We start from the raw sequence: 19669 nt of genomic DNA, 5'->3' as shown, positions 1-19669 counted from the left end.
CTTTATAAATTCTAGTTTTTCTTTTTTTAGAAGTCAATGTAATTAATAATGATAATCATTATTAATTAATTGACTTTAACAAAATCAAACAATGAGTCATATTCTTTACTTTGCGTTCAAAAATCTGTCTCATTAAAGGTTCACTTTATTACATAAATCCGTAACCTTCTTCACAATCAGCTCCGCAGTATTTTCCTCCGGTGGCATCAATAAATTCGTAACAGGCCCATATACAACAGGGTTTAATTCAACTTCATATCCACCATATACAAACTCTTCCTTTGTAGGTAAATAACCAATATATCCATTCGTATATCCACCAAAGAAAGCTAGTTCATTTTGAAGACTCTCTTTCATTTCTAACGCAGTTTCTGAAAAAGGTTCCATCGGTATACCAGAGAACATACCATCATTAACCTGAAACAGTTGAACTTCTAAATCAATACGTAACTGCCGAATACCTTGCTTATATTTCTCTAAAATGATAGTAAGCCATTCATCCGTATTCATCCCCCACTGCTTCTCGGCCGATCGAGCCATGCTTCGTATCTCATTCATTTCAGGAATATCTTTCAACTTCATTTGCATCGTACTCGAAATCGTTCTTAAATTTACAATTGGGCTGTATGTAACTGTTGGCAACATCGTTAATACATGTCCACTAAGTGTGTAAGCCATTTTCTTTAATGCTTCTCTTGAACCGCGATACTTCGCATTTACATTACCAGCAGCCCCTTGCACAATAATAACAGGACAGTTTACTATCTTCTCAAGAACCTCTCTCGTCATTCCAGGATAATCCGCTGATAACACATCACTATCACCTTTTAAAACATTCGGATGAGCCGTACAAAATACTACAATCCCAGATAGCTCCTTCGTTTCAGCATTTCTTATGGCTAACATACCAATTCGTTTATCTACAACACCCTCTATATTTGTTCCCATCTTTGCTCTTCCATCAGATGTTCTCTCTCTTCGGTTGACCCCAATATCACCTGTCGTAACACCCCAGCCAACTTCACAGAGCTTCAAGTTGTTATCCGCAGTAACCGCACCTTGCACTACATTATTTACTAAAATCGTTTTATACGACTTTACTAAAGGTTGCTCACCGACTGTTTCTGGACCAGAGTGTGTATGTGTATAAACAACTGTTATTCGCTCAAATGGCACATGAAGCCTACTAGCTACTCGCTCACGAATAACATTCGTATCTTCTACTAACATCCCAATATTATCAACACTTATAAACACCGTTTTCATTTCATTTTTTTCAAATACAAAGACCGTCCCGTAAATACGCTCTTCAATATTATTTATTCCTGTCTCTCTATGGTATCCGACAAAATCAATACCGACAGGCGGCGTAATATCTACCTTGCATACCCCTATTTTGCTCATTTGAATCGCTCCATTTCTCTATGTAACTCCCTTTTTCAAGAATAGCATATTTAACCTTGTTCCAAATAAAAAAGAACGGACATAGCATTCTATGTCCGTTCTTTTCATCACACATACTTCCGATGTACCATCTTCCCATCATAAGAAAACACAACGCCCTTACTCTCCACAATGGACTCCATATGCACCGTTCTTCCCCATAGCTGATGAAGATACGGTAATACTTTTTCTAAGTATTTTAAATCTAGTTCAATTCCTTCATAGCTATGTTTAATGTACAATTCCCCATTCTTTAAGTAGTCTCCATCTTCTACTACTAAGTACGGGAAGCCGCCATTTGTTCGCATATTTACGAGCTGATCACGTACATGTTCCCACTCTTTATCTATTACTTTATATTCTTTTCCTTGGCGCTGGAATAAGTACATATCTTCTCTCATTACGAGATCTTTATTTAAATAGTTTCTTAAGAACGATACATCCCATTCGATTTCGCGTACTTCAAAGATTTTGTCACGACCAGATCCTGGTTTAACGCCTCTTCGTTTCATTTCTTCTGTCGGATTGTTGTAGCGCTCTTCAATATCTTCGAACATTTTAATACCGAGGTAGTATGGGTTAATACTTGTTTTTGATGGCTGAACTACACCTGCATTAAGCTTTGCGAATTCAATCGCTTCAGAAGATGTTAAGTCCATTTCACGGAGTATGCGTTGATGCCAGTACGAAGCCCAACCTTCGTTCATGATCTTCGTTTCAAGCTGCGGCCAGAAATATAACATTTCCTCGCGCATCATCGTTAATATATCGCGCTGCCACTCTTCTAGCTCACGGCTATATTCTTCAATAAAGAGGAGTAAATCTTTTTCTGGCTGCGGTGGGATTTTCTTCTTTTTATGCATATTAGGTCGTTCCCTCTTTTTGTTTCGATCATCTAAATTCCATAAATCATCGTACTGTGATATCTTTTTCTTTTCTACATCCTCTTCTAAATCTCCAATACTCCAAGCAAGTTTCGGACGCATAAGCGATGGATCAATATGTTCTTGAATGGCAAGTACTGCATCCAAGAACGTTTCTACCTCTTCTCTTCCATACTTATGTTCATACGCCTTCACACGATCTGCTGTCGCTGCCATACTCTCCACCATATCGCGTTTCGTATTAGAGAAACGAATATTATTTTTGAAGAAATCACAGTGCGCTAAAACGTGCGCCACGATTAATTTATTTTGAATTAAAGAATTCGTATCTAATAAAAAGGCGTAACATGGATTAGAGTTAATAACGAGTTCATAAATTTTACTAAGTCCTAAATCGTATTGTAATTTCATTCTGAAAAATTGCTTTCCAAAACTCCAATGCGAAAACCTCGTCGGCATCCCATATGCACCAAATGTATAAATAATTTCCGCTGGACATACTTCATAACGCATCGGATAAAAATCAAGCCCAAATCCAGTCGCAATTTCCGTAATTTCCGCAATCGCATATTGCAGCGCTTTATCTTCACTTGCTCTCATTATTTTCCCTCCTTACACTTTCCCTTAAGAAAGTGTATGATGAGGAACAAGCTTTCATGAGGATTGATTGCATAATAAAAAGACATCCTCATAAAAACGAGAATGTCTCATCTATTAACCTTCAATAATCTCCATCTTCTCAGTAATCGGTGTACGAGCTTTTCCTTCTGGTGCTTTATCGAAATAGCCAAGGTGAAGAATTCCAACGATGCGTTGACCTCTTGTTAAACCAAGTCCTTCTATAAATAATGGATTGTAGTTTAATCCGCCTGATTTCCAAACGCAACCTAAGCCACGTTCCCAAGCAAGCAGTTGGAAGTTTTGCATAAATGCACATGTTGCAGCGTAATCTTCGTCGCGTTGAATTTGACGTAGATCTTCATTAATATAAACAACAATTTGTGCCGGCGTGCTTAAGAAACGATCTGATAAAATTTTGCCGCGTTTCGCTCTTTCTTCTTCTGTGAAAGAGTTTAATACTGCATCTACTAATTTTTTGCGGCCTTCTCCAATGTATAATTTACAATTCCATGGTTCACGGTGTTTATGATTCGGTGCCCATGTTGCGTCGTTTAATAGTTCAATTAATAACTCTTTATCTACAGCTTTATCTGTAAATGTACGTACAGAACGTCTTTCTTTAATCACATTTGCGATGGAAGTATATGTAGTCATATTTTTCTCTCCCTTATTTTCATCTATATGTATACATTTGTTATTGATATTGATTTTCAATTTCGATTATACCTTAGTTTTTTACTATTAATCAATGTTTTATGTTGGAAAACTTCCAAAAACGTCATTTTATACTGTGAATAAAAAAACTTAACTTGTTCACAAGTATTTCACATTTTATGGAAATGATATGTGTACAGTTTTCCACATTATCCATCTAGGAGGAGTTTATATGTACAAAAAAATCGCAGTAAGTATGACTATGGCAACATTATTATTCGGAGCAACCGTCTTCCCTACTTTCGCTGCCACGCCAAAAGAAATAACATTGCACCATCATAAGCCTATTTCAAAAGAAGAAATGCAGTCGCTCGAAAAACTCGGCTATAACAAACATGAAATTTGGAAAGCTGCTCACATTGCAAGAATCGGTAAAAAAGAAATAAAAGACGTTTTAGCTTACTATAAGAAAAATAAATCTTGGGAGAAAACAGCCCAGCATTTCGGTGTAGATCCAAGTAAATTAAAAAAGCATCATATGAATAAAGAGACGAAAAAAGCACTGCTGCAAGAATTAGCAAATATGCAAAAATCTACACCAGACGGCCTAAAACAAAAAATGAAAGATTATAATATCGGATTACGTCAGCTCACGGTATTAACAATCATCTCTCAAAAAAGTAACACTCCTCTTGATGATGTACTAAAAATGAAAAAAGACGGAATGGACATTAAACAAATTGCAGAAAAATTAAATGTAAAAAAAGAAGATATGCGAGCAGAAATGATTAAATTAGTGAAGTCTATTAAGGAAAAGAAAACAAATTAATACGCCAAAAAAGGAAGGGATTCCCAATACCCTTCCTTTTCTTTATGAACTTTCAATTTTCAAGTATAAATTCCCGCCTTTCCCAAAAACTAACATAAGTAAATGCTATATGTCAGGGGGGGTAAAAATGTTCGGTTTCTCATCTGAAAAATCCAAAAAGACTACGGCAAAAACACTTTGTTCTATTCCAGAATTTATACATACCATGAAAGAATCTAGCGATTTTGTATCTTATAACGTACTTGAAGATGAAACGTTATGTTTGTTTTATTATAAATCTGTCGTGGAAGCACTTATTATTAAACAGTTTATTTTAACTCCTATGAAAAAGGAATCAGAACATATTCAAAATATCTCTGACCTATGTAATATTGTCTCCATTGAAGATATTATTACCTCTCCCTCTATTGATGATATTCGTGAGAAATTATTAGGTGGATATATTTTAGTACGCTTAAAAAGCAATTCGAATCCCGATCAATATGCTTTAATTCGTGCCGAAAGTACTGTTTTAGGAACACGATTATATAACGATACAGAAAATGAGTATAGCGTAATTGGACCTAAAATCGGTTTCGTTGAAAACCTTGATACAAATATACACTTATTGCGCCGGAATATTGTAACGGAGCAACTCATTTTCAAAGAAGTTATCGTTGGATCTATGTCAAAAACGAAAGTAGCAGTTGCTTATATTGAAGGGGTTACAAATGAACAATTTATCAACACTGCAATACAACGACTAGAAGACATTGACTTTGATGTTCCATTTGATTCGACTATGATTGAGCAATTTATTAGTGATAATAGCAATTCACCGTTCCCTGTTCTATTACCTACAGAACGATTAGATCGAGCAGTATTCTCATTAATTAACGGGGAAGTTTTAATTTTAACAGATGGCTCTCCATATGCTTTATTAGGACCGACAACGTTACTAGATTTTTTTATTTCGCCAGAAGATTATTATTTACCCTGGATGATTGGTTCTTTCTTTCGTATCATTCGTTTTTTCGGAGCTATATTTTCTCTTTTTTCCTCCGCTATTTATACAGCAGCTTTGACATATCATTATCAAATGATTCCTGCTGATTTACTAGGACCTATTATTTTTTCGAGAGCTAACGTACCCTTCCCGCCTATTCTAGAAGCACTCTTTTTAGAAATTACAATCGAATTGCTTCGTGAAGCGGGAGCACGTTTACCGACAAAAGTCGGACAAACAATTGGTATTGTTGGCGGGATTGTAATTGGGCAAGCATCTGTTGAAGCCGCTTTAACAAGTACGATTTTATTAATTGCAGTTGCTTTATCCGCTCTTGCATCTTTCACAACACCGACTGTAAAAATGTCTTCTACTATTCGGTTGTTACGATTTCCGCTCATTCTTTTAGCTGGTGCATTTGGCGGATTAGGTCTTATTGTCGGGTTTGTATTCATTTTAGCTCATTTAATTAAATTAAAATCACTTGGATCACCTTATTTATTACCTTTATATCCATTTCGTGGTTTAGGTACAGCAGAAGGCTTTCTTCGATTACCATTTAGCCAAACGGCACAAAGGCCTTCTTTCCTTAGACCAAAATCAAAATGGCGCTATAATCCAAACAAATCGAAGCAAAAACGTGATGGTGATAATGAATGAAAAAGATTTTATTGCACCTTATCATTATCTTCCTTGTTCTACAAACTGGTTGTACACAAACGTATATAGTGGATACGCAGCGTATTATTCATGTAGCTGGATTTGATATCACAAAAAACAAAAGATTCCAAGGGACGATTTTATTCCCAGAGTACACACATGGTGTAAAGTCTAAACCAGAAACTCAATCCACATCTGCCCGTTCACTTGAGACAATCGCTTCACGATTAAATGCGAAATCTCCTCACAATGTTGTTGTAGGTCAAATGCGTGTCGTCCTATTTGGGAAGGATCTAGGAGAACGAGGAATGGGAGAAATTATTACTAACTTACAACGTGATCCAAATATCGGGCGTGATATACAACTAGCAATTGTAGATGGATCAGCTGAAGAGCTTTTAAATTATGGAAAAAAAAATGGTTCATTATATATTGCTGATTTACTTGAACAAAATATACGAAATGAGAACATTCCACAAACCTCATTAAACATTTTTTTATATAATTACTACTCTTCTGTATGTGATGCTTATGTCCCTTATATTAAAATGAGCGATAATCATTCCATCGCTGTTAAAGGACTTGCTTTTTTAAAAGGTGATAAAGTCGTTATGTATACAGATAAAAGACATTCTGTTTTAGCAAAATTGCTTATTAATCCTACAAAAAATGGGCGTTACGAAGCAGCGATAAAAAAGGATAAACATAAAGGCATGGTTGTCATACAAAACTTAGCTGGGGAAAGTAAGTATGATATAGATCAAACTGGTGACATACCAAAAGTAAAAATTTATTTAAAACTAAATGGATTAATTAAAAACTCTCCTAATTGGATTGATTTAAGAAAAAAAACAAATATCAATTATATAAAAAAACAAATCGAACGAAATGTTGAACAAGACTGTGAAAAATTAATAAAACAATTTCAAGAAAAGAGAATTGATCCTTTAGGAATACGCGATGAAATTAGAAGTCATACGAGAAAATGGAATATAAACCAAATTAGAAATATGTATCCGAATGTAGCTGTGGATATAAATTTAGATATTAATATTGTACAATCTGGAATCGGGGAATAGTGAGGTGAAATAAGCAATGAATACAATAAATAAAACAAAAACTGTCTCTCCATATTTTGCATTTATTTTATTGCATTCTCTTCAGATCGGTATAGGAGTTCTCGGATATCAACGTGTAATTTTAAAAAATGCTGGTTATGATGCCTGGATTTCTCTTATTATTGCGGGGATTGCAACTCATATTGTACTTTTTTGCATGCTAAAAATGTTAGAAAAAGATGGAGATTTAATTAGCATTCATACAACGACCTTTGGAAAATGGATTGGTTCTATATTTTCCGTAATTTTTACTCTTTATTGCTTATTATTCTGCCTTACTGTTCTTCGTACATATATGGAAGTAATACAAGTTTGGATTTTCCCTACTATTAAATTATGGAAACTTACCCTTATGTTTTTATTAGTGACTTACTATATTATAAAAGGCGGATTCCGCTCTGTGACAGGGATATGCTTTTGGGGTATTGTGCTTCCTATTTTCGTTGTATTTTTTTTAATTTATCCAATGAAATATGCACATTTCCGTAATATTTTACCTATCTTTACACATTCACCTCTTGACATGCTTATATCAGCAAAACATTCTGCTTTAGAATTTCTTGGTTTTGAAACAATCCTAATCTTCTATCCATTTATCGAAAAAGGAAAATCCTTAAAAAAATGGGCCCATGCCGGAACTGCTTTTAGTACTTTAATTTATGTGATTTTAGCCATCGTATCTTTTATGTATTACAGCGAGGGGCAATTAAATCACACGATTTGGCCTACTTTAACAATGTTAAAAATTATTAAAGTTCCTTTCATTCAACGCTTTGAATACATTATTATTTTCGTTTGGTTTTTAATTATTTTGCCAAATCTTTGCTTAACCATTTGGTCATCATGTCAAACGATGAAGCGTTCATTCCATATTTCATTTAAATTTACATTACCGCTTTTTATTTTCATGGTCTTTATAGCTTCTTTGTTCTTCACAAATCGTGAAAGTATCAATACATTAAATACGGTGCTATCTCAAGCTGGTTTATATATCGTATACGCCTATATCCCAATTTTATTTCTATTTCATTCACTACGATGGCGTTTCAAAAATCAGTCGAAAAAATCTTCAACCGATACACCATAATCTCTGATACAATTTGATTAATACATTTGTAAAGGGGACAAGCGTATGAAGAAATATGTATTTTCTTTACTTGCAGTACTGAGTTTAATTCTTGCTGGTTGCGGAGCTACTAGTACAAATGAAAAAAAATCATCTGAATCAAAGGAAGAACATGACCACGCATCGCATACTCAGCAAGCTGACATTCAGGAAAAAACAAAAGGAGTCGACACACTTCCTACCTTCTTAGACAAGCTTGATCCACAAATGAAAGATATCTACACTGTCGCTGGGCAAAATGCAGAGCTATTAGATTGGATTCCATGTTACTGCGGTTGCGGTGAAAGTGTAGGACATAAAAATAATAAAAATTGCTTTATTCGTGAAATGAAAAAGAATGGTGAAGTTGTTTGGGATTCCCACGCAACGACTTGTGTCAATTGCCTAGAAATAGCTGTTGAATCTGCTTCCATGAAACAAAAAGGAAAATCAACGCTGGAAATTCGCAACTATATCGACAATAAATACAAAGAGGGGTACGGTAAGCCAACACCTACGCCAATGCCAAAAGCTTAAAAACGAGGAAATACCTCGTTTTTTCTTTTCATTCACTTTTTTTCTTAACAAATTCTTTCAAGTGTATTTCTCCTTGCTTTTCACACACTATATATAACTCCTCAGTAAGGAGGGTACACAGTGCAAACATATAACGACTATGACAAAGCTCTCTATTACACATATAGCTGTAATTGGGATAAATTACTCGTTCTTATGGTTCAAACGAACGATCAACTATTTTCTAAGCGTATTGAACATTTTTTACACGCTTATCAATACAGTAAAGAAATGCCAGAAGTTGATAAACAATTGCAGCTCCTATTTCAATATATTGACCATGCATCCCAAAAGTCACATATAGAAGAAGTAGAGCAAATTCAAATGTAAAATATAGCGCTATTCTCTTTATGAGAATAGCGCTTTTTAAAATGTTTATATCAATAAAAGTTTCCCCTTATAAAACTTTTATTGATAAACATATTTTTTCTTTCTTTTCTGTACCACTTCATACTATAATTTAGTATGTAACTATTATAAGAGAGGTATAAAATATGGGACGAGAAAAAAAGCAAGAATATGCTTTACTTACCGCATGGGGAGCTTCTTTTATCGCTACACTAGGAAGTCTTTATTTTTCCGAAATCATGAAATTTGAGCCTTGTGTACTTTGTTGGTATCAACGTATTTTTATGTATCCATTCGTTTTATGGCTTGGTATCGCTGTAGCAAAGAAAGATTATCGCATCGCAAGTTATTCTTTACCAATTGCAAGTATTGGTGCTTGTATTTCTTTATATCACTATGCAATTCAAAAAGTCCCAGCATTTTCAGCAGCTGGAGCAGCTTGCGGCCGTGTACCCTGCACCGGAGAATTTATAAACTGGTTTGGTTTTATTACAATCCCGTTTTTAGCACTTATCGGCTTTATTACAATCGCGGTATGTAGTTTTATTGTAATAAAAAACAAATAAGGAGATGAAACAATGAAAAAAATGCTTATATTTGGTGGTATTATTATCGCCTTGTTTGCAGCCATTTTCGCTGTCACACAAATGGAAGAAAAAAATGCTACTAGCCAAAAGATTGATAACGCTACTGATAGTAAGACAAATGGCCCTGACTACTATACAAATAAAATCTCTCTTTCAGACCTTCAAAAGAATTTAAAAGAGAAAAAAGAAGAAACAGTATACTTTTATCAAACATCTTGCGTTCATTGTCAAAAACTATCTCCTGTCGTAGTACCAATGGCTAAAGACTTGAACGTTGATATGAAAGTTATGGATATTGAAAAATTAGATGTTCCTTGGGATGAATATAAAATTAAAGGAACTCCAACAATCATTCACTTTAAAGATGGCAAAGAAGTAAACCGTATTAGTGGCGAACAACCGAAAGACAAATTAAAAGAATGGCTTGAGCAAACGAAAAAATAACGAGAAAAGGAAACTCCTTCTACACATGAAATGGGCGTAAAATCCCAAACTAATGTATAAGGAGGGGGTTTTATGCCAGAAGTAAGATGCTCTGTTTCCAATTGCTCATTTTGGGGACAAGGTAACTTTTGTCAAGCAAGTGCGATTATCGTTCAGCCAGATGCGGATGAAACGGGTCAAACTGAAAATGAATCGTATACAAGTGCAGTTTTAACAAACGAGACACTAGAAAGTTCTGTAGCAACAAGTGTAGAAACTTGTTGTCACACATTTAAGCCAAAATATTAAACATAAAAAGCATACGATTAACCGTATGCTTTTTTACATTCCTCTCCAAAAATCATGCATCATAAAAAAGTACAAAATAACGAGAACAACTGTCCCACATAAAGTAATGCGCCGATATATACTCTTCTCTCCTTCTCTTGCTTTCACAAATGCCCAAATAAATCCGAAGAACAATATTAAATCAACATATGGAACATAAAAAGAAAAGACGAGAAATGCATACAAATACACGATAAATAAACAGGTCGTCACTAAGAAAACTTTAAAAGCAAATTCACTTTTCATAATGGAACCGCCCCCTATCTGTACTGTATTATATTCAGCAAAATACAATAGTTGCAGTTAAACTCAAAGTAGAAATAAGCTACCGTCTATAATACGGTAGCCATTACGGAATTTTATATTTCCGTTTATATATATTACTTAAAACCGAAGAAGGAATTTGCTCATAACGAATTTTTTCTCCTGCTTCATCTATAATATACAAATTGTTTCCTATATAATATATTCCATCTTTTCGTTTTGAATACACTGTATATCTTTCGTTTGGCAATACCGTTTTCACTTTCGTTAACTGCCCATTTGGTTCTTGCCAATATATATCGGCACGGTCTACTAACGTAAGCACGCCAATTTGCTCTTCATTTACTTTACGACCATTCCAGCTTACAACGCGGTAACCAAGCTTATTTGCTTCATATTCAGGACTCGTATGAAAACGAGAAATAATTACTTTCGTCTGTAATTGCACCCTATCATATAACCATTGTATATCCCTGTCATGCATGCGAATACAACCATTCGACTCTCGGCTTCCAATCGTCCATTCCCGATTTGTTCCATGAATCGCGTACTCCTTTTTATCCAAACCTAACCAGCGCGTACCGAGAGGATTATTTGGTGCACCACCAGGTATTTTCTTTCGATGGTATTCTTTGTTTTTAAATTTAGTTATAATACAAAAACTACCTTCAGGCGTAGGTGTACGATCTCTTCCAGTTGTTACGGGGAATGTTTTTGTATAATTTCCATTTTCAAAAAAAGACAACTGGTTTGTCGTAAGATTCACTAATATTAAATGATCTGTATCAGCAAAAGCACTAACCGGTAGGATGAAAAATAATAGTATGACAAAACATAACTTTTTCATCTATATCCCCCCTAGCGCTCACTATAATAAGTGGAATTAACTTTACTTTGCTCTTATAAATGAAAACTATCCATTTACAATAACGCCCCCATTTACATGTATCATTTGCCCGGTAACGTAGGATGAATCGCCAGATGCTAAGTATACGTATGCTGGTGCTAATTCATATGGTTGACCAGGTCTTTGCATCGGGACATTGCTTCCAAACTGAGAGACTTTCTTCTCATCAAAACTCGATGGGATAAGTGGTGTCCAAATTGGTCCCGGTGCAACACCATTTACACGAATCCCTTTTTGCACTAACGATTGAGAAAGCGATCTTGTAAAAGCTACGATGGCTCCTTTCGTTGCGGAATAATCAATTAACATTTCATTTCCTTCATACGCAACGATAGACGCCGTATTTATAATGACGTCCCCTTGCTTTAAATGAGAAAGTGCTGCTTTTGTAACGTGAAAATAAGAAAAAATATTAATACGAAATGTCTTTTCTAGCTGTTCTGCTGTAATATACTCTAGCCCTTGCTGCGGATATTGCTGCGCGACATTATTTACTAAAACATTCAAACTACCTAGCTGCCGAACGGTCTCTTCTACAATATCTTTACAATGCTGTTCATTACTTAAATCACCCGGCAACAATACACATTTCCCCCCCTCTTTCTCAACATATTGTTTCGTCTCATTTGCATCTTCCTCCTCATCTAAATACGCAATCGCAATATTTGCTCCCTCTTTCGCAAAAGCGATGGAAACAGCGCGTCCAATCCCACTATCTCCTCCTGTAATTAATATATTTTTTCCTTTTAACTTTTCGCTTCCTTTATAATTTGGGTCTTCGAACTGTGGTAGAGGATTCATTAACGATTCAATACCAGGTTGTTTATTTTGATGTTGCGCCGGCATTGTTACAAAGTTTTTTTGCTGTGGCATATCTTCTTTCAACTCCTTTTCCTTATAATATGCGCACAATAAAAACTGAAATTCACACATCGTTTTACGATTAATATTCGAATTTAAGACACAAAATATGAATTGTTGTAAACTTTTTATGCAAAACTATTGCAAAATAGTTAAAAAACGAATATTATATATAACTGTTGTGAAAATTATTCGTAAACAGAAAGGATGTTTATATGTTTAACCTTTCAAAACATAAAACTTCTATTAAAACTGAAATTATGGCAGGTATTATTACCTTCTTAACAATGGCATATATCATTGTCGTAAACCCTGTCATCCTTGGGGATGCAGGTGTTCCATTTGAACAAGCATTTACAGCAACAATTATCGCTGCTGTTGTCGGAACATTATTTATGGCAATCTTTACAAACTTACCAATCGCAATCGCACCAGGTATGGGATTAAATGCTTACTTCTCTTACTCTGTTGTAAAAGCTCATGAAGGCATGACTTTCGCAATTGCATTCTCTGCTGTATTCGTAGCAGGTATGATTTTAATTTTGTTATCATTCACATCTTTCCGTACAAAATTAATGGAAGCAATTCCTGAAAACTTAAAACATGCAATTACTGCTGGTATCGGTCTTTTCATCGCCTTTATCGGTTTACGTTTAACAGGTATCGTTACAAAAAATGAAGCAAACTTAGTTGGACTTGGTGATCTTCACTCTGCTCCAGTACTACTAGCATTAGCTGGACTTGGAATTACAATTGTCCTTATGTCTTTAAATGTAAATGGTGCACTATTTATCGGAATGCTATTAACTGGTATTATCGCTTACTTCACAGGACAATTATCGTTCTCAAACGGCGTTACATCAATGCCTGGATTACCAGAAGGAATCATCGTTTCCAATCCAATTACTGCTGTATCTGATGTAATTAACTACGGATTGTACGGCGTTGTATTTTCATTCTTCCTTGTTACACTATTCGATACAACAGGTACATTACTTGGAGTTGCTCAACAAGGTGGATTTATGAAAGATGGAAAGCTTCCAAAAGCTGGACGAGCTCTTCTATCTGACTCATTCTCAGCAACAATCGGTTCTATGTTCGGAACAACACCATCAACAGCGTACATTGAATCATCTGCTGGTGTTGCAGCTGGTGGTCGTACTGGTTTAACAACTGTTACAGTAGCTGTTCTATTTGCACTAGCAGCATTCTTCGGACCATTAGTAAGTGCTGTTTCTGGCGTATCAGCTATTACTGCACCATCATTAATTATCGTTGGTAGTCTTATGATGGGATCAGTTCGCCACATCGATTGGGACGCATTTGATGAAGCATTCCCAGCATTCTTAGTAATCTTAAGCATGCCACTTACATCAAGTATCGCAACAGGTATCGCACTTGGATTTATTTCATACCCACTTATGAAAGTGGCAAAAGGTAAATTCCGTTCTGTTCACCCACTTGTGTATGTATTCGGAATCTTGTTCGCTTATCAATTGATTTTCTTACCACATTAAAATCCCTCATAAAGAGGGATTTTTTTTATGTATAAAAAAATAGAGCATCGAATTTCGATGCTCTATTTTCCTTTTGCAACAATCAAACGAACTACTTTTAACACTTCTCATTTACTTGTAATTCTTTACTATACTTTTGAATGAATACTGACGAAATAACCATTACCATCCCTACACTAAAACCAATAAGCTGATCCAATAGCATTTCATCATGAATGAACCAGCGCAATAAAAATACGCCACAAAAAATAAACATCATAGTAAATCCAGTATGCCTAAGACCTTTATATACATTTTCCATATGTATCACCTCTTCACATACTTTTATCCATATTATACCATACACCCATCGAGCAAACGTATTGTCCTCTGGCAGTATGCAGCTATCTTTTGATCGTGTGTTACAACGAGCACCGTTTTCCCTTGTTTATGGATCTCTTTTAAGATGCTCATAATTTTCTTTCCGTTTTCTTGATCAAGAGCACCGGTTGGTTCATCAGCGAGGATAATTTTAGTATCTTGTGCTAAAGCCCTTGCTATTGCTGTTCTTTGCTGTTCTCCACCTGATAACTCGTAAGGATATTTGTTAATATGCCTCTCAAGCCCTACCATTTTCAGCATTTCTTTTGATATTTGCATACGTTTCTTATGAGTAATTCTTCTATATACAAGCGGAAGCATTACATTTTCAACAACTGTATAATCATCTAATAGCGAAAAGTTCTGAAACACAAATCCCACTTCCGTGTTTCTATACTTATGATAGTTGGCCTTTAATGTACTCGTATCCATTCCATCTAAAAAATACTTTCCAGCAGAGGGGCTATCGATTAAGCCAATAATGTTAAGGAGAGTAGATTTCCCCGAACCAGATGGTCCCATAATAGCTATCATTTCACCTTTTTCTATTGTAAGATTAATATCTTTTAAAGCACTAAAATTACTCTTTCCGTATCCCTTAGTCACATTTGCAAGCTGAATCATCTATAACACCTCTTTCATATATGTATTTTTTATTTTTAGCACATTGAAATAAATGATTGCATATATAACGAGGATCATTGCAATTGATAGAGCACCTATAACAACCAATGATTCTATAGAGACTTGTAACGTTCCAAAAAAAGATATGGTACTCTTTTCTAGTTCTTTTTGAATTTCAATTACTCCGCTATTCTCCCATTGAAAATATGTAATTCCTATACATATCGATAAAATGAATAACACCATATACTCAATAATAAATGGAAGACATATTTGAAAAGTACTTGCACCTAACGCTGATTTAATAGAAATATTTTTACGCTCCATATAAAGTGCGGCCATTGATGTTAATACGATAGATAGAAATGAAAAAAATAAGACTGTACCGCTTAATAATAAGGGGTATGACATATTATCAATACCTTGTTTTTCATTTTTTAACAATTTATTCGGATTTGTAACATAATACGAATAACCCTTACCTTCTGTTACCTTTAATACTTTCTTTTGAAATTCATTTATATTTATCTTCTCATTTGTTTCTATAATTAACCCATTGTATAACAGTTCTACACTATAGAACTCTATTTCTTCCGTTCCAATTGGTAAAATTGCCATGTCATCTAATAATGTAATACGATTATCCGATATTTCACCGCTCCGAGGATATGTAAATGGTGAATTTTTTTCTAAAAAGCCAATTACTTTTAGCTTCATTTTTCCAGATGGTATAACCTCACCAATAGATACCTTTTCTTTATAATTAGCCCCTAATATAACAGGTCTAATATCAAATACTGATTTATGAAATTCCGATTCCTCAAAATACCTTCCTTGTGAAAGGCGGATATGAAAGTACTTATTAATATCTTTATCAATAATAAGAGTCTTTATCGTTCCATTTTCTTTTTTTAAGCTAAGTGAATAGTTACGGAGCAAATAATTTGTTGTATTTGTTATTGGTATCGTATTAGATAACCCTTGAATGAATTGTTGATAATCATTTCTCGCTTTTTCTTCGCTAAACAATGTTATATCTTGCGTCGCATAAAGTTCATAGAAATTTTTATGAGTCGAAAAATGATTTGCTACCGTCATCATTTTTCGATATCCCGACAGATTACTAATAAATTCTATAGATGAAGAAAATGCAATAATTAAAGACATTACTATAATTAAACTTGGTAACAACCGTTTTTTCATAGATCGTATAGAATCAAATATAAAAAACATGACGACCACCTACGTTCTTAAATGTTTTGAAGGATATATATTTATGATGTGCTTGATTGGAATTACAGTAACAAATATTGTAAGAAAAATTATAAAAACAACATTATATATCAATACATATAGTGTTAACGGTTTTAATAAGTATGTCTGAAAATACGTATGAATTGTTCCCGAAAATACTTCTAGCGTAAAAAAAACTGAGAACATCGCTACTAGAGAAATAAACAAAATTTGAATATATAGTTCGCAGTAAATAGATATATTAGAAGCACCTACTGCTTTTTTTAATGAAATCTCTCTTTCTTTTTTATAAATCCAAAATAAAACCGCAGAAATGCCAGAAACAATTGCAACAAGAATAAATTTATAATAATACTTATTTGCTGGATCTATATGTGTCACATGTAGTTCCTGAAGATCTCGTTCATTCAGTATTTGAACATCTCCCGAAAGCATTTCTTTACTCCTACCCATAAATTTTTTTATTTCGTTATGAATAGATGATGTAGGATTAACAACTGTTAATTGTAATTGTTTACTCGCGATAATACCTTTTTTAGATATAGTAGGTAAATTTTGAAGTGGGATGTATATGTCTGATACACCGACGTCACTGTCTTTTCTCGATATAGTTCCTATTTTTTTATATGTATCATCAAATTCATATAAGTCCTCTACATTCGTTTGATCGCCAACAACCATATCGTTTACATTTTCACGATAAAAATATTGTCCTTCAGAAATATATGGCTTCCAATAATAATCATCTTTTAAATTCACAGCTACAATTTTTATTGCACCTGAACTATTTAATGCTTTTAAATGCTCTACGTAAATATCACTTTTTACAAAAACATCTTGTATGACAGGAATTATCGCTTCCAATTCAGTTGTATTCGCTATCGGAACAGTTAATGTTTGATTCTTTTCTGGAAAGCCGATTTGAAAAGCAGTTATGAAATTTCGTTTAGATTCTGTTAAAAGCGCAGCTACTGATATAGAAAGAAACGAAATAAAAAATGACATAAGAAGAATGACTGAAAACCGTTTGTTGTTTTTTATATTTTTAAAAGCTAAATACATGTCTCTGCTCCTTTTAGATAAGAAGGAGATGATGCACATCCCCTTCTCCTTATCCAAATATTTATAAAGACAACTATTTAATATTTTTTACCACTGTAATCGTAAGTTACCGTTACTATCAAAAGTACCTTTGTGTGTATCTTCTTGATAGTCATTATTCTCATTAGCATAATGCTCAGAATACAGCCCCTTTGCACCAAAGGCGTTATATGCGCCATTACTAACAGTGGCATTTAATGCTCTTCCCGATTCATGTGATCCTAATTTATCCGAAGCACTTTCAATATATGAATAACTTCCTTTTGAATTAATAAAAGAAATCGCTACTGAACAGCGGGATGCGTTTTGATTCGTAGTCGTTTGAGCTCTGTAAGATAGTAAGTTACCGCTTTTGTGGCCACTTAAAGTTGGATAAAATGCACTTGTTGAGATTGATGTTGCTAATAATACTAAAGTCGTAATCGAAAAAAACTTTCCCTTCATTAACAATCACCTCGTAAATTAAATAGTTTTTTTGTAGCGCTACATCGTCATAATACCTTTCAAGTAAATTCTCCTCAATAAGACACCCATATGTTTTACAAACTCTTTAAACACTTAAACATTCATACATTTTTAAAAAATAACGGATAAGCAAGCAATACAAAAAAGACTGCGGAGAAACTCTTCCCCGCAGTCTAATACTTATTTTTGTAAAAACGACTGTAAATCTGCAAACTGTCTCTTTGCATCTTCATAGCCTTGCTCATATAGATTTTGTAGTTTTGCTGTATCTTTTTCCATACGATCTACTTGAAGCGGCACTTCTGGGCGAATAACAAATAAATTCCCGGCTTGCTCTTCTTTTTCAATGTAGTGAAGTGTTTCATTATATACTTCATAACGATTCAACATCGTGTTCACAAGGTTCGGATATTTTTTATATGCTTTCGCTGCCACCCATCCAAACTTTGACTTTTTCTTCGCGTAACCATGATTTCTCGTTAAAATAACGACTGATTTTTTAAACCCATCTTCCTGTGCTTTACGAACTGGAATTGGATCAGAAATCCCACCATCTAATAACTGCTTACCACGGTAATTTACTACAGGTGCAATGAAAGGTAATGAACTAGATGCTTGTAATAAATTTAGTGCATCATCATTCGTTCCTTCTTTTTCAAAATAAACAGACTGTCCTGTTTCACAATCTGTTGTTCCTACAAGGAAACGCTCTGGGCTATTAAAATATGTTTCAAAATCAAACGGGACATGTTTTTCTGGAATTTCATGAAAAATGAACTCCATATCAAACAATTGGCGTTTTCTCCATAAATTTTTATACGATAAATATTGTGGGTGTGATGCATAATCAATATTGACCGTTTTATTTCTATTTCTTTGTCTGGAAAGATACGACGCTGCATGACAAGCACCAGCTGATACACCAATTACATATGGAAAATATAAATCTTGTTCCATAAAGTATTCTAATATCCCGCCCGTATATACACCACGCATACCGCCGCCTTCTAATACTAACCCCGTATTTTCAAGCATGTTATTCTCTCCTCTTTATATATTGACTCTTTAATTATTCACCATGTTAAGTATCTTTCTCTATTATATATGAGTTTTTTTAGAAATTATATTCAAAAGGCTTGAAATAAAGGAGTTTTTTCTTCCAATTATATTTCAAAATGTTTGGAGACATCCTTTATAAACCTTTGAATAAAATCTTGCTCTTCTTCCGTATATCCATCTAACAATAGTAGCCACTTTTCTTCAGCTTGTTTATGCAATTTATCATGAGCTTTATATATTTCATTTCCGCTTTCCGTTAAGCGAAAGAAAATTTCTTTTTGATTATCTAACATTTGCATCTTCTCAACGAATTGCTTTTGAAACAACTTTGTACAAATTTTAGAGATTGCACCCTTCGTCATTCCCATTTCTGTCGTAATAGCAGTTACATTCATCAGAGCATTTTTTCCGATACACTCGATCACATGTAGTTCAGATAAAGACATACCACTTATACCTGTCTCACGAAGAAACTTCTCGTTTTGCCCTTTCAAATGTTCTTCTTTTTTATGCAAAAGTGTACGAATGTCCGAAAGTATTTCCATTTGTTTCGTTGCATAATCCAATCCGTTCGCCCCCTAAGTTTCCAAAGAAACAATTTAACTATATACCATTTTAAATTTTTTTTTTCATATTTACAAGTGAGAAAAACATGTTAAAATGAATTTAGTTTCCG

The 19669-nt window shown here is 34.3% G+C and carries 23 protein-coding genes; 10 read left to right on the top strand and 13 right to left on the bottom strand.

Annotated features, from left to right (window positions below; translation table 11 throughout):
* Nucleotides 1–132 precede the first annotated feature (132 nt).
* The 3 genes from GFJ36_RS03375 to GFJ36_RS03365 all read right to left on the bottom strand — a co-directional run bounded on the left by GFJ36_RS03375 (nt 133) and on the right by GFJ36_RS03365 (nt 3602).
* Nucleotides 133–1404: a neutral/alkaline non-lysosomal ceramidase N-terminal domain-containing protein gene (locus GFJ36_RS03375; protein WP_097890204.1), complete on the bottom strand. Its 1272-nt coding sequence runs from the start codon at nt 1402–1404 to the stop codon at nt 133–135.
* Between the two features lie 107 nt (nt 1405–1511).
* Nucleotides 1512–2927 (bottom strand): stage V sporulation protein SpoVR, encoded by a 1416-nt coding sequence (gene spoVR / locus GFJ36_RS03370; protein WP_001202729.1) that lies wholly within the window; start codon nt 2925–2927, stop codon nt 1512–1514.
* Nucleotides 2928–3041: 114 nt separating this feature from the next.
* Nucleotides 3042–3602, bottom strand: a complete 561-nt coding sequence (locus tag GFJ36_RS03365) for a nitroreductase family protein (protein WP_157349455.1) — start codon at nt 3600–3602, stop codon at nt 3042–3044.
* Between the two features lie 232 nt (nt 3603–3834).
* Here GFJ36_RS03365 and GFJ36_RS03360 point away from each other — a divergent pair, with 232 nt between their 5' ends.
* The 9 genes from GFJ36_RS03360 (at nt 3835) to GFJ36_RS03320 (ending at nt 10542) form a co-directional block, all read left to right on the top strand.
* On the top strand, nt 3835–4431 hold the full coding sequence (locus GFJ36_RS03360; RefSeq protein WP_142287521.1) for a hypothetical protein: 597 nt from the start codon (nt 3835–3837) through the stop codon (nt 4429–4431).
* 127 nt (nt 4432–4558) lie between these two features.
* Nucleotides 4559–6076, top strand: coding sequence for a spore germination protein (locus GFJ36_RS03355; protein WP_098147989.1), 1518 nt, complete (start codon nt 4559–4561; stop codon nt 6074–6076).
* Nucleotides 6073–7155 carry a Ger(x)C family spore germination protein gene (locus tag GFJ36_RS03350; protein ID WP_000722251.1) on the top strand — a complete coding sequence of 361 codons (1083 nt, stop codon included), beginning with the start codon at nt 6073–6075 and terminating at the stop codon, nt 7153–7155. The genes GFJ36_RS03355 and GFJ36_RS03350 overlap by 4 nt, the downstream gene beginning before the upstream one ends.
* A gap of 16 nt (nt 7156–7171) precedes the next feature.
* Nucleotides 7172–8281, top strand: a complete 1110-nt coding sequence (locus tag GFJ36_RS03345; RefSeq protein ID WP_098147987.1) for a GerAB/ArcD/ProY family transporter — start codon at nt 7172–7174, stop codon at nt 8279–8281.
* Nucleotides 8282–8326: 45 nt separating this feature from the next.
* Entirely contained in the window at nt 8327–8836 is a 510-nt protein-coding gene (locus GFJ36_RS03340) for a PCYCGC domain-containing protein (RefSeq protein WP_048545771.1), read from the top strand.
* A gap of 120 nt (nt 8837–8956) precedes the next feature.
* Nucleotides 8957–9205 carry a YhdB family protein gene (locus GFJ36_RS03335; protein ID WP_001195461.1) on the top strand — a complete coding sequence of 83 codons (249 nt, stop codon included), beginning with the start codon at nt 8957–8959 and terminating at the stop codon, nt 9203–9205.
* A 164-nt stretch (nt 9206–9369) separates the two neighbouring features.
* A complete protein-coding gene (locus GFJ36_RS03330) occupies nt 9370–9789 on the top strand; it encodes a disulfide formation protein C (RefSeq protein ID WP_000532264.1) in 420 nt (139 codons plus the stop codon).
* Nucleotides 9790–9801: 12 nt separating this feature from the next.
* Entirely contained in the window at nt 9802–10254 is a 453-nt protein-coding gene (locus tag GFJ36_RS03325) for a thioredoxin family protein (protein WP_000738442.1), read from the top strand.
* A 72-nt stretch (nt 10255–10326) separates the two neighbouring features.
* Nucleotides 10327–10542 (top strand): DUF1540 domain-containing protein, encoded by a 216-nt coding sequence (locus tag GFJ36_RS03320; protein WP_001115486.1) that lies wholly within the window; start codon nt 10327–10329, stop codon nt 10540–10542.
* Between the two features lie 33 nt (nt 10543–10575).
* Here the strand turns inward: GFJ36_RS03320 and GFJ36_RS03315 are convergent, their stop codons facing one another.
* The 3 genes from GFJ36_RS03315 to GFJ36_RS03305 form a co-directional block, all read right to left on the bottom strand.
* Entirely contained in the window at nt 10576–10827 is a 252-nt protein-coding gene (locus GFJ36_RS03315) for a hypothetical protein (protein WP_000834197.1), read from the bottom strand.
* A 103-nt stretch (nt 10828–10930) separates the two neighbouring features.
* The gene (locus tag GFJ36_RS03310; protein ID WP_000732020.1) at nt 10931–11692 is read right to left on the bottom strand and encodes a L,D-transpeptidase; all 762 of its coding nucleotides are present in this window, start codon (nt 11690–11692) and stop codon (nt 10931–10933) included.
* Nucleotides 11693–11758: 66 nt separating this feature from the next.
* Nucleotides 11759–12625, bottom strand: coding sequence for an SDR family oxidoreductase (locus GFJ36_RS03305; RefSeq protein WP_097890210.1), 867 nt, complete (start codon nt 12623–12625; stop codon nt 11759–11761).
* A 203-nt stretch (nt 12626–12828) separates the two neighbouring features.
* Between GFJ36_RS03305 and GFJ36_RS03300 the strand changes: the two genes are divergently transcribed.
* Entirely contained in the window at nt 12829–14130 is a 1302-nt protein-coding gene (locus GFJ36_RS03300) for an NCS2 family permease (RefSeq protein ID WP_097890211.1), read from the top strand.
* 97 nt (nt 14131–14227) lie between these two features.
* Here the strand turns inward: GFJ36_RS03300 and GFJ36_RS03295 are convergent, their stop codons facing one another.
* The 7 genes from GFJ36_RS03295 to GFJ36_RS03265 all read right to left on the bottom strand — a co-directional run bounded on the left by GFJ36_RS03295 (nt 14228) and on the right by GFJ36_RS03265 (nt 19559).
* Nucleotides 14228–14431 (bottom strand): hypothetical protein, encoded by a 204-nt coding sequence (locus GFJ36_RS03295; RefSeq protein ID WP_087985826.1) that lies wholly within the window; start codon nt 14429–14431, stop codon nt 14228–14230.
* Nucleotides 14432–14463: 32 nt separating this feature from the next.
* The gene (locus GFJ36_RS03290) at nt 14464–15114 is read right to left on the bottom strand and encodes an ABC transporter ATP-binding protein (protein WP_000615296.1); all 651 of its coding nucleotides are present in this window, start codon (nt 15112–15114) and stop codon (nt 14464–14466) included.
* Nucleotides 15115–16347, bottom strand: a complete 1233-nt coding sequence (locus tag GFJ36_RS03285; protein ID WP_141542709.1) for an ABC transporter permease — start codon at nt 16345–16347, stop codon at nt 15115–15117.
* A 9-nt stretch (nt 16348–16356) separates the two neighbouring features.
* Nucleotides 16357–17430, bottom strand: coding sequence for an ABC transporter permease (locus tag GFJ36_RS03280; RefSeq protein WP_087985828.1), 1074 nt, complete (start codon nt 17428–17430; stop codon nt 16357–16359).
* Nucleotides 17431–17517: 87 nt separating this feature from the next.
* On the bottom strand, nt 17518–17913 hold the full coding sequence (locus tag GFJ36_RS03275; RefSeq protein ID WP_137012262.1) for a hypothetical protein: 396 nt from the start codon (nt 17911–17913) through the stop codon (nt 17518–17520).
* Between the two features lie 201 nt (nt 17914–18114).
* Nucleotides 18115–18969 carry a patatin-like phospholipase family protein gene (locus GFJ36_RS03270; protein ID WP_087985830.1) on the bottom strand — a complete coding sequence of 285 codons (855 nt, stop codon included), beginning with the start codon at nt 18967–18969 and terminating at the stop codon, nt 18115–18117.
* A gap of 128 nt (nt 18970–19097) precedes the next feature.
* Nucleotides 19098–19559, bottom strand: coding sequence for a MarR family transcriptional regulator (locus tag GFJ36_RS03265; protein ID WP_087985831.1), 462 nt, complete (start codon nt 19557–19559; stop codon nt 19098–19100).
* Between the last annotated feature and the right edge of the window lie 110 nt (nt 19560–19669).

This window comes from Bacillus sp. EE-W1 (assembly GCF_009760835.1).
GTDB lineage: Bacteria > Bacillota > Bacilli > Bacillales > Bacillaceae_G > Bacillus_A > Bacillus_A wiedmannii.
This window is presented reverse-complemented; position numbering and strand designations above follow the sequence as displayed.

Coding starts and splice junctions, on each gene's coding strand:
- GFJ36_RS03375 (WP_097890204.1), bottom strand. CDS start 1,404: ATGAGCAAAATAGGGGTATGCAAGGTAGATATTACGCCGCCTGTCGGT.
- spoVR (WP_001202729.1), bottom strand. CDS start 2,927: ATGAGAGCAAGTGAAGATAAAGCGCTGCAATATGCGATTGCGGAAATT.
- GFJ36_RS03365 (WP_157349455.1), bottom strand. CDS start 3,602: ATGACTACATATACTTCCATCGCAAATGTGATTAAAGAAAGACGTTCT.
- GFJ36_RS03360 (WP_142287521.1), top strand. CDS start 3,835: ATGTACAAAAAAATCGCAGTAAGTATGACTATGGCAACATTATTATTC.
- GFJ36_RS03355 (WP_098147989.1), top strand. CDS start 4,559: ATGTTCGGTTTCTCATCTGAAAAATCCAAAAAGACTACGGCAAAAACA.
- GFJ36_RS03350 (WP_000722251.1), top strand. CDS start 6,073: ATGAAAAAGATTTTATTGCACCTTATCATTATCTTCCTTGTTCTACAA.
- GFJ36_RS03345 (WP_098147987.1), top strand. CDS start 7,172: ATGAATACAATAAATAAAACAAAAACTGTCTCTCCATATTTTGCATTT.
- GFJ36_RS03340 (WP_048545771.1), top strand. CDS start 8,327: ATGAAGAAATATGTATTTTCTTTACTTGCAGTACTGAGTTTAATTCTT.
- GFJ36_RS03330 (WP_000532264.1), top strand. CDS start 9,370: ATGGGACGAGAAAAAAAGCAAGAATATGCTTTACTTACCGCATGGGGA.
- GFJ36_RS03325 (WP_000738442.1), top strand. CDS start 9,802: ATGAAAAAAATGCTTATATTTGGTGGTATTATTATCGCCTTGTTTGCA.
- GFJ36_RS03320 (WP_001115486.1), top strand. CDS start 10,327: ATGCCAGAAGTAAGATGCTCTGTTTCCAATTGCTCATTTTGGGGACAA.
- GFJ36_RS03315 (WP_000834197.1), bottom strand. CDS start 10,827: ATGAAAAGTGAATTTGCTTTTAAAGTTTTCTTAGTGACGACCTGTTTA.
- GFJ36_RS03310 (WP_000732020.1), bottom strand. CDS start 11,692: ATGAAAAAGTTATGTTTTGTCATACTATTATTTTTCATCCTACCGGTT.
- GFJ36_RS03305 (WP_097890210.1), bottom strand. CDS start 12,625: ATGCCACAGCAAAAAAACTTTGTAACAATGCCGGCGCAACATCAAAAT.
- GFJ36_RS03300 (WP_097890211.1), top strand. CDS start 12,829: ATGTTTAACCTTTCAAAACATAAAACTTCTATTAAAACTGAAATTATG.
- GFJ36_RS03295 (WP_087985826.1), bottom strand. CDS start 14,431: ATGGAAAATGTATATAAAGGTCTTAGGCATACTGGATTTACTATGATG.
- GFJ36_RS03290 (WP_000615296.1), bottom strand. CDS start 15,114: ATGATTCAGCTTGCAAATGTGACTAAGGGATACGGAAAGAGTAATTTT.
- GFJ36_RS03285 (WP_141542709.1), bottom strand. CDS start 16,347: ATGTTTTTTATATTTGATTCTATACGATCTATGAAAAAACGGTTGTTA.
- GFJ36_RS03280 (WP_087985828.1), bottom strand. CDS start 17,430: ATGTATTTAGCTTTTAAAAATATAAAAAACAACAAACGGTTTTCAGTC.
- GFJ36_RS03275 (WP_137012262.1), bottom strand. CDS start 17,913: ATGAAGGGAAAGTTTTTTTCGATTACGACTTTAGTATTATTAGCAACA.
- GFJ36_RS03270 (WP_087985830.1), bottom strand. CDS start 18,969: ATGCTTGAAAATACGGGGTTAGTATTAGAAGGCGGCGGTATGCGTGGT.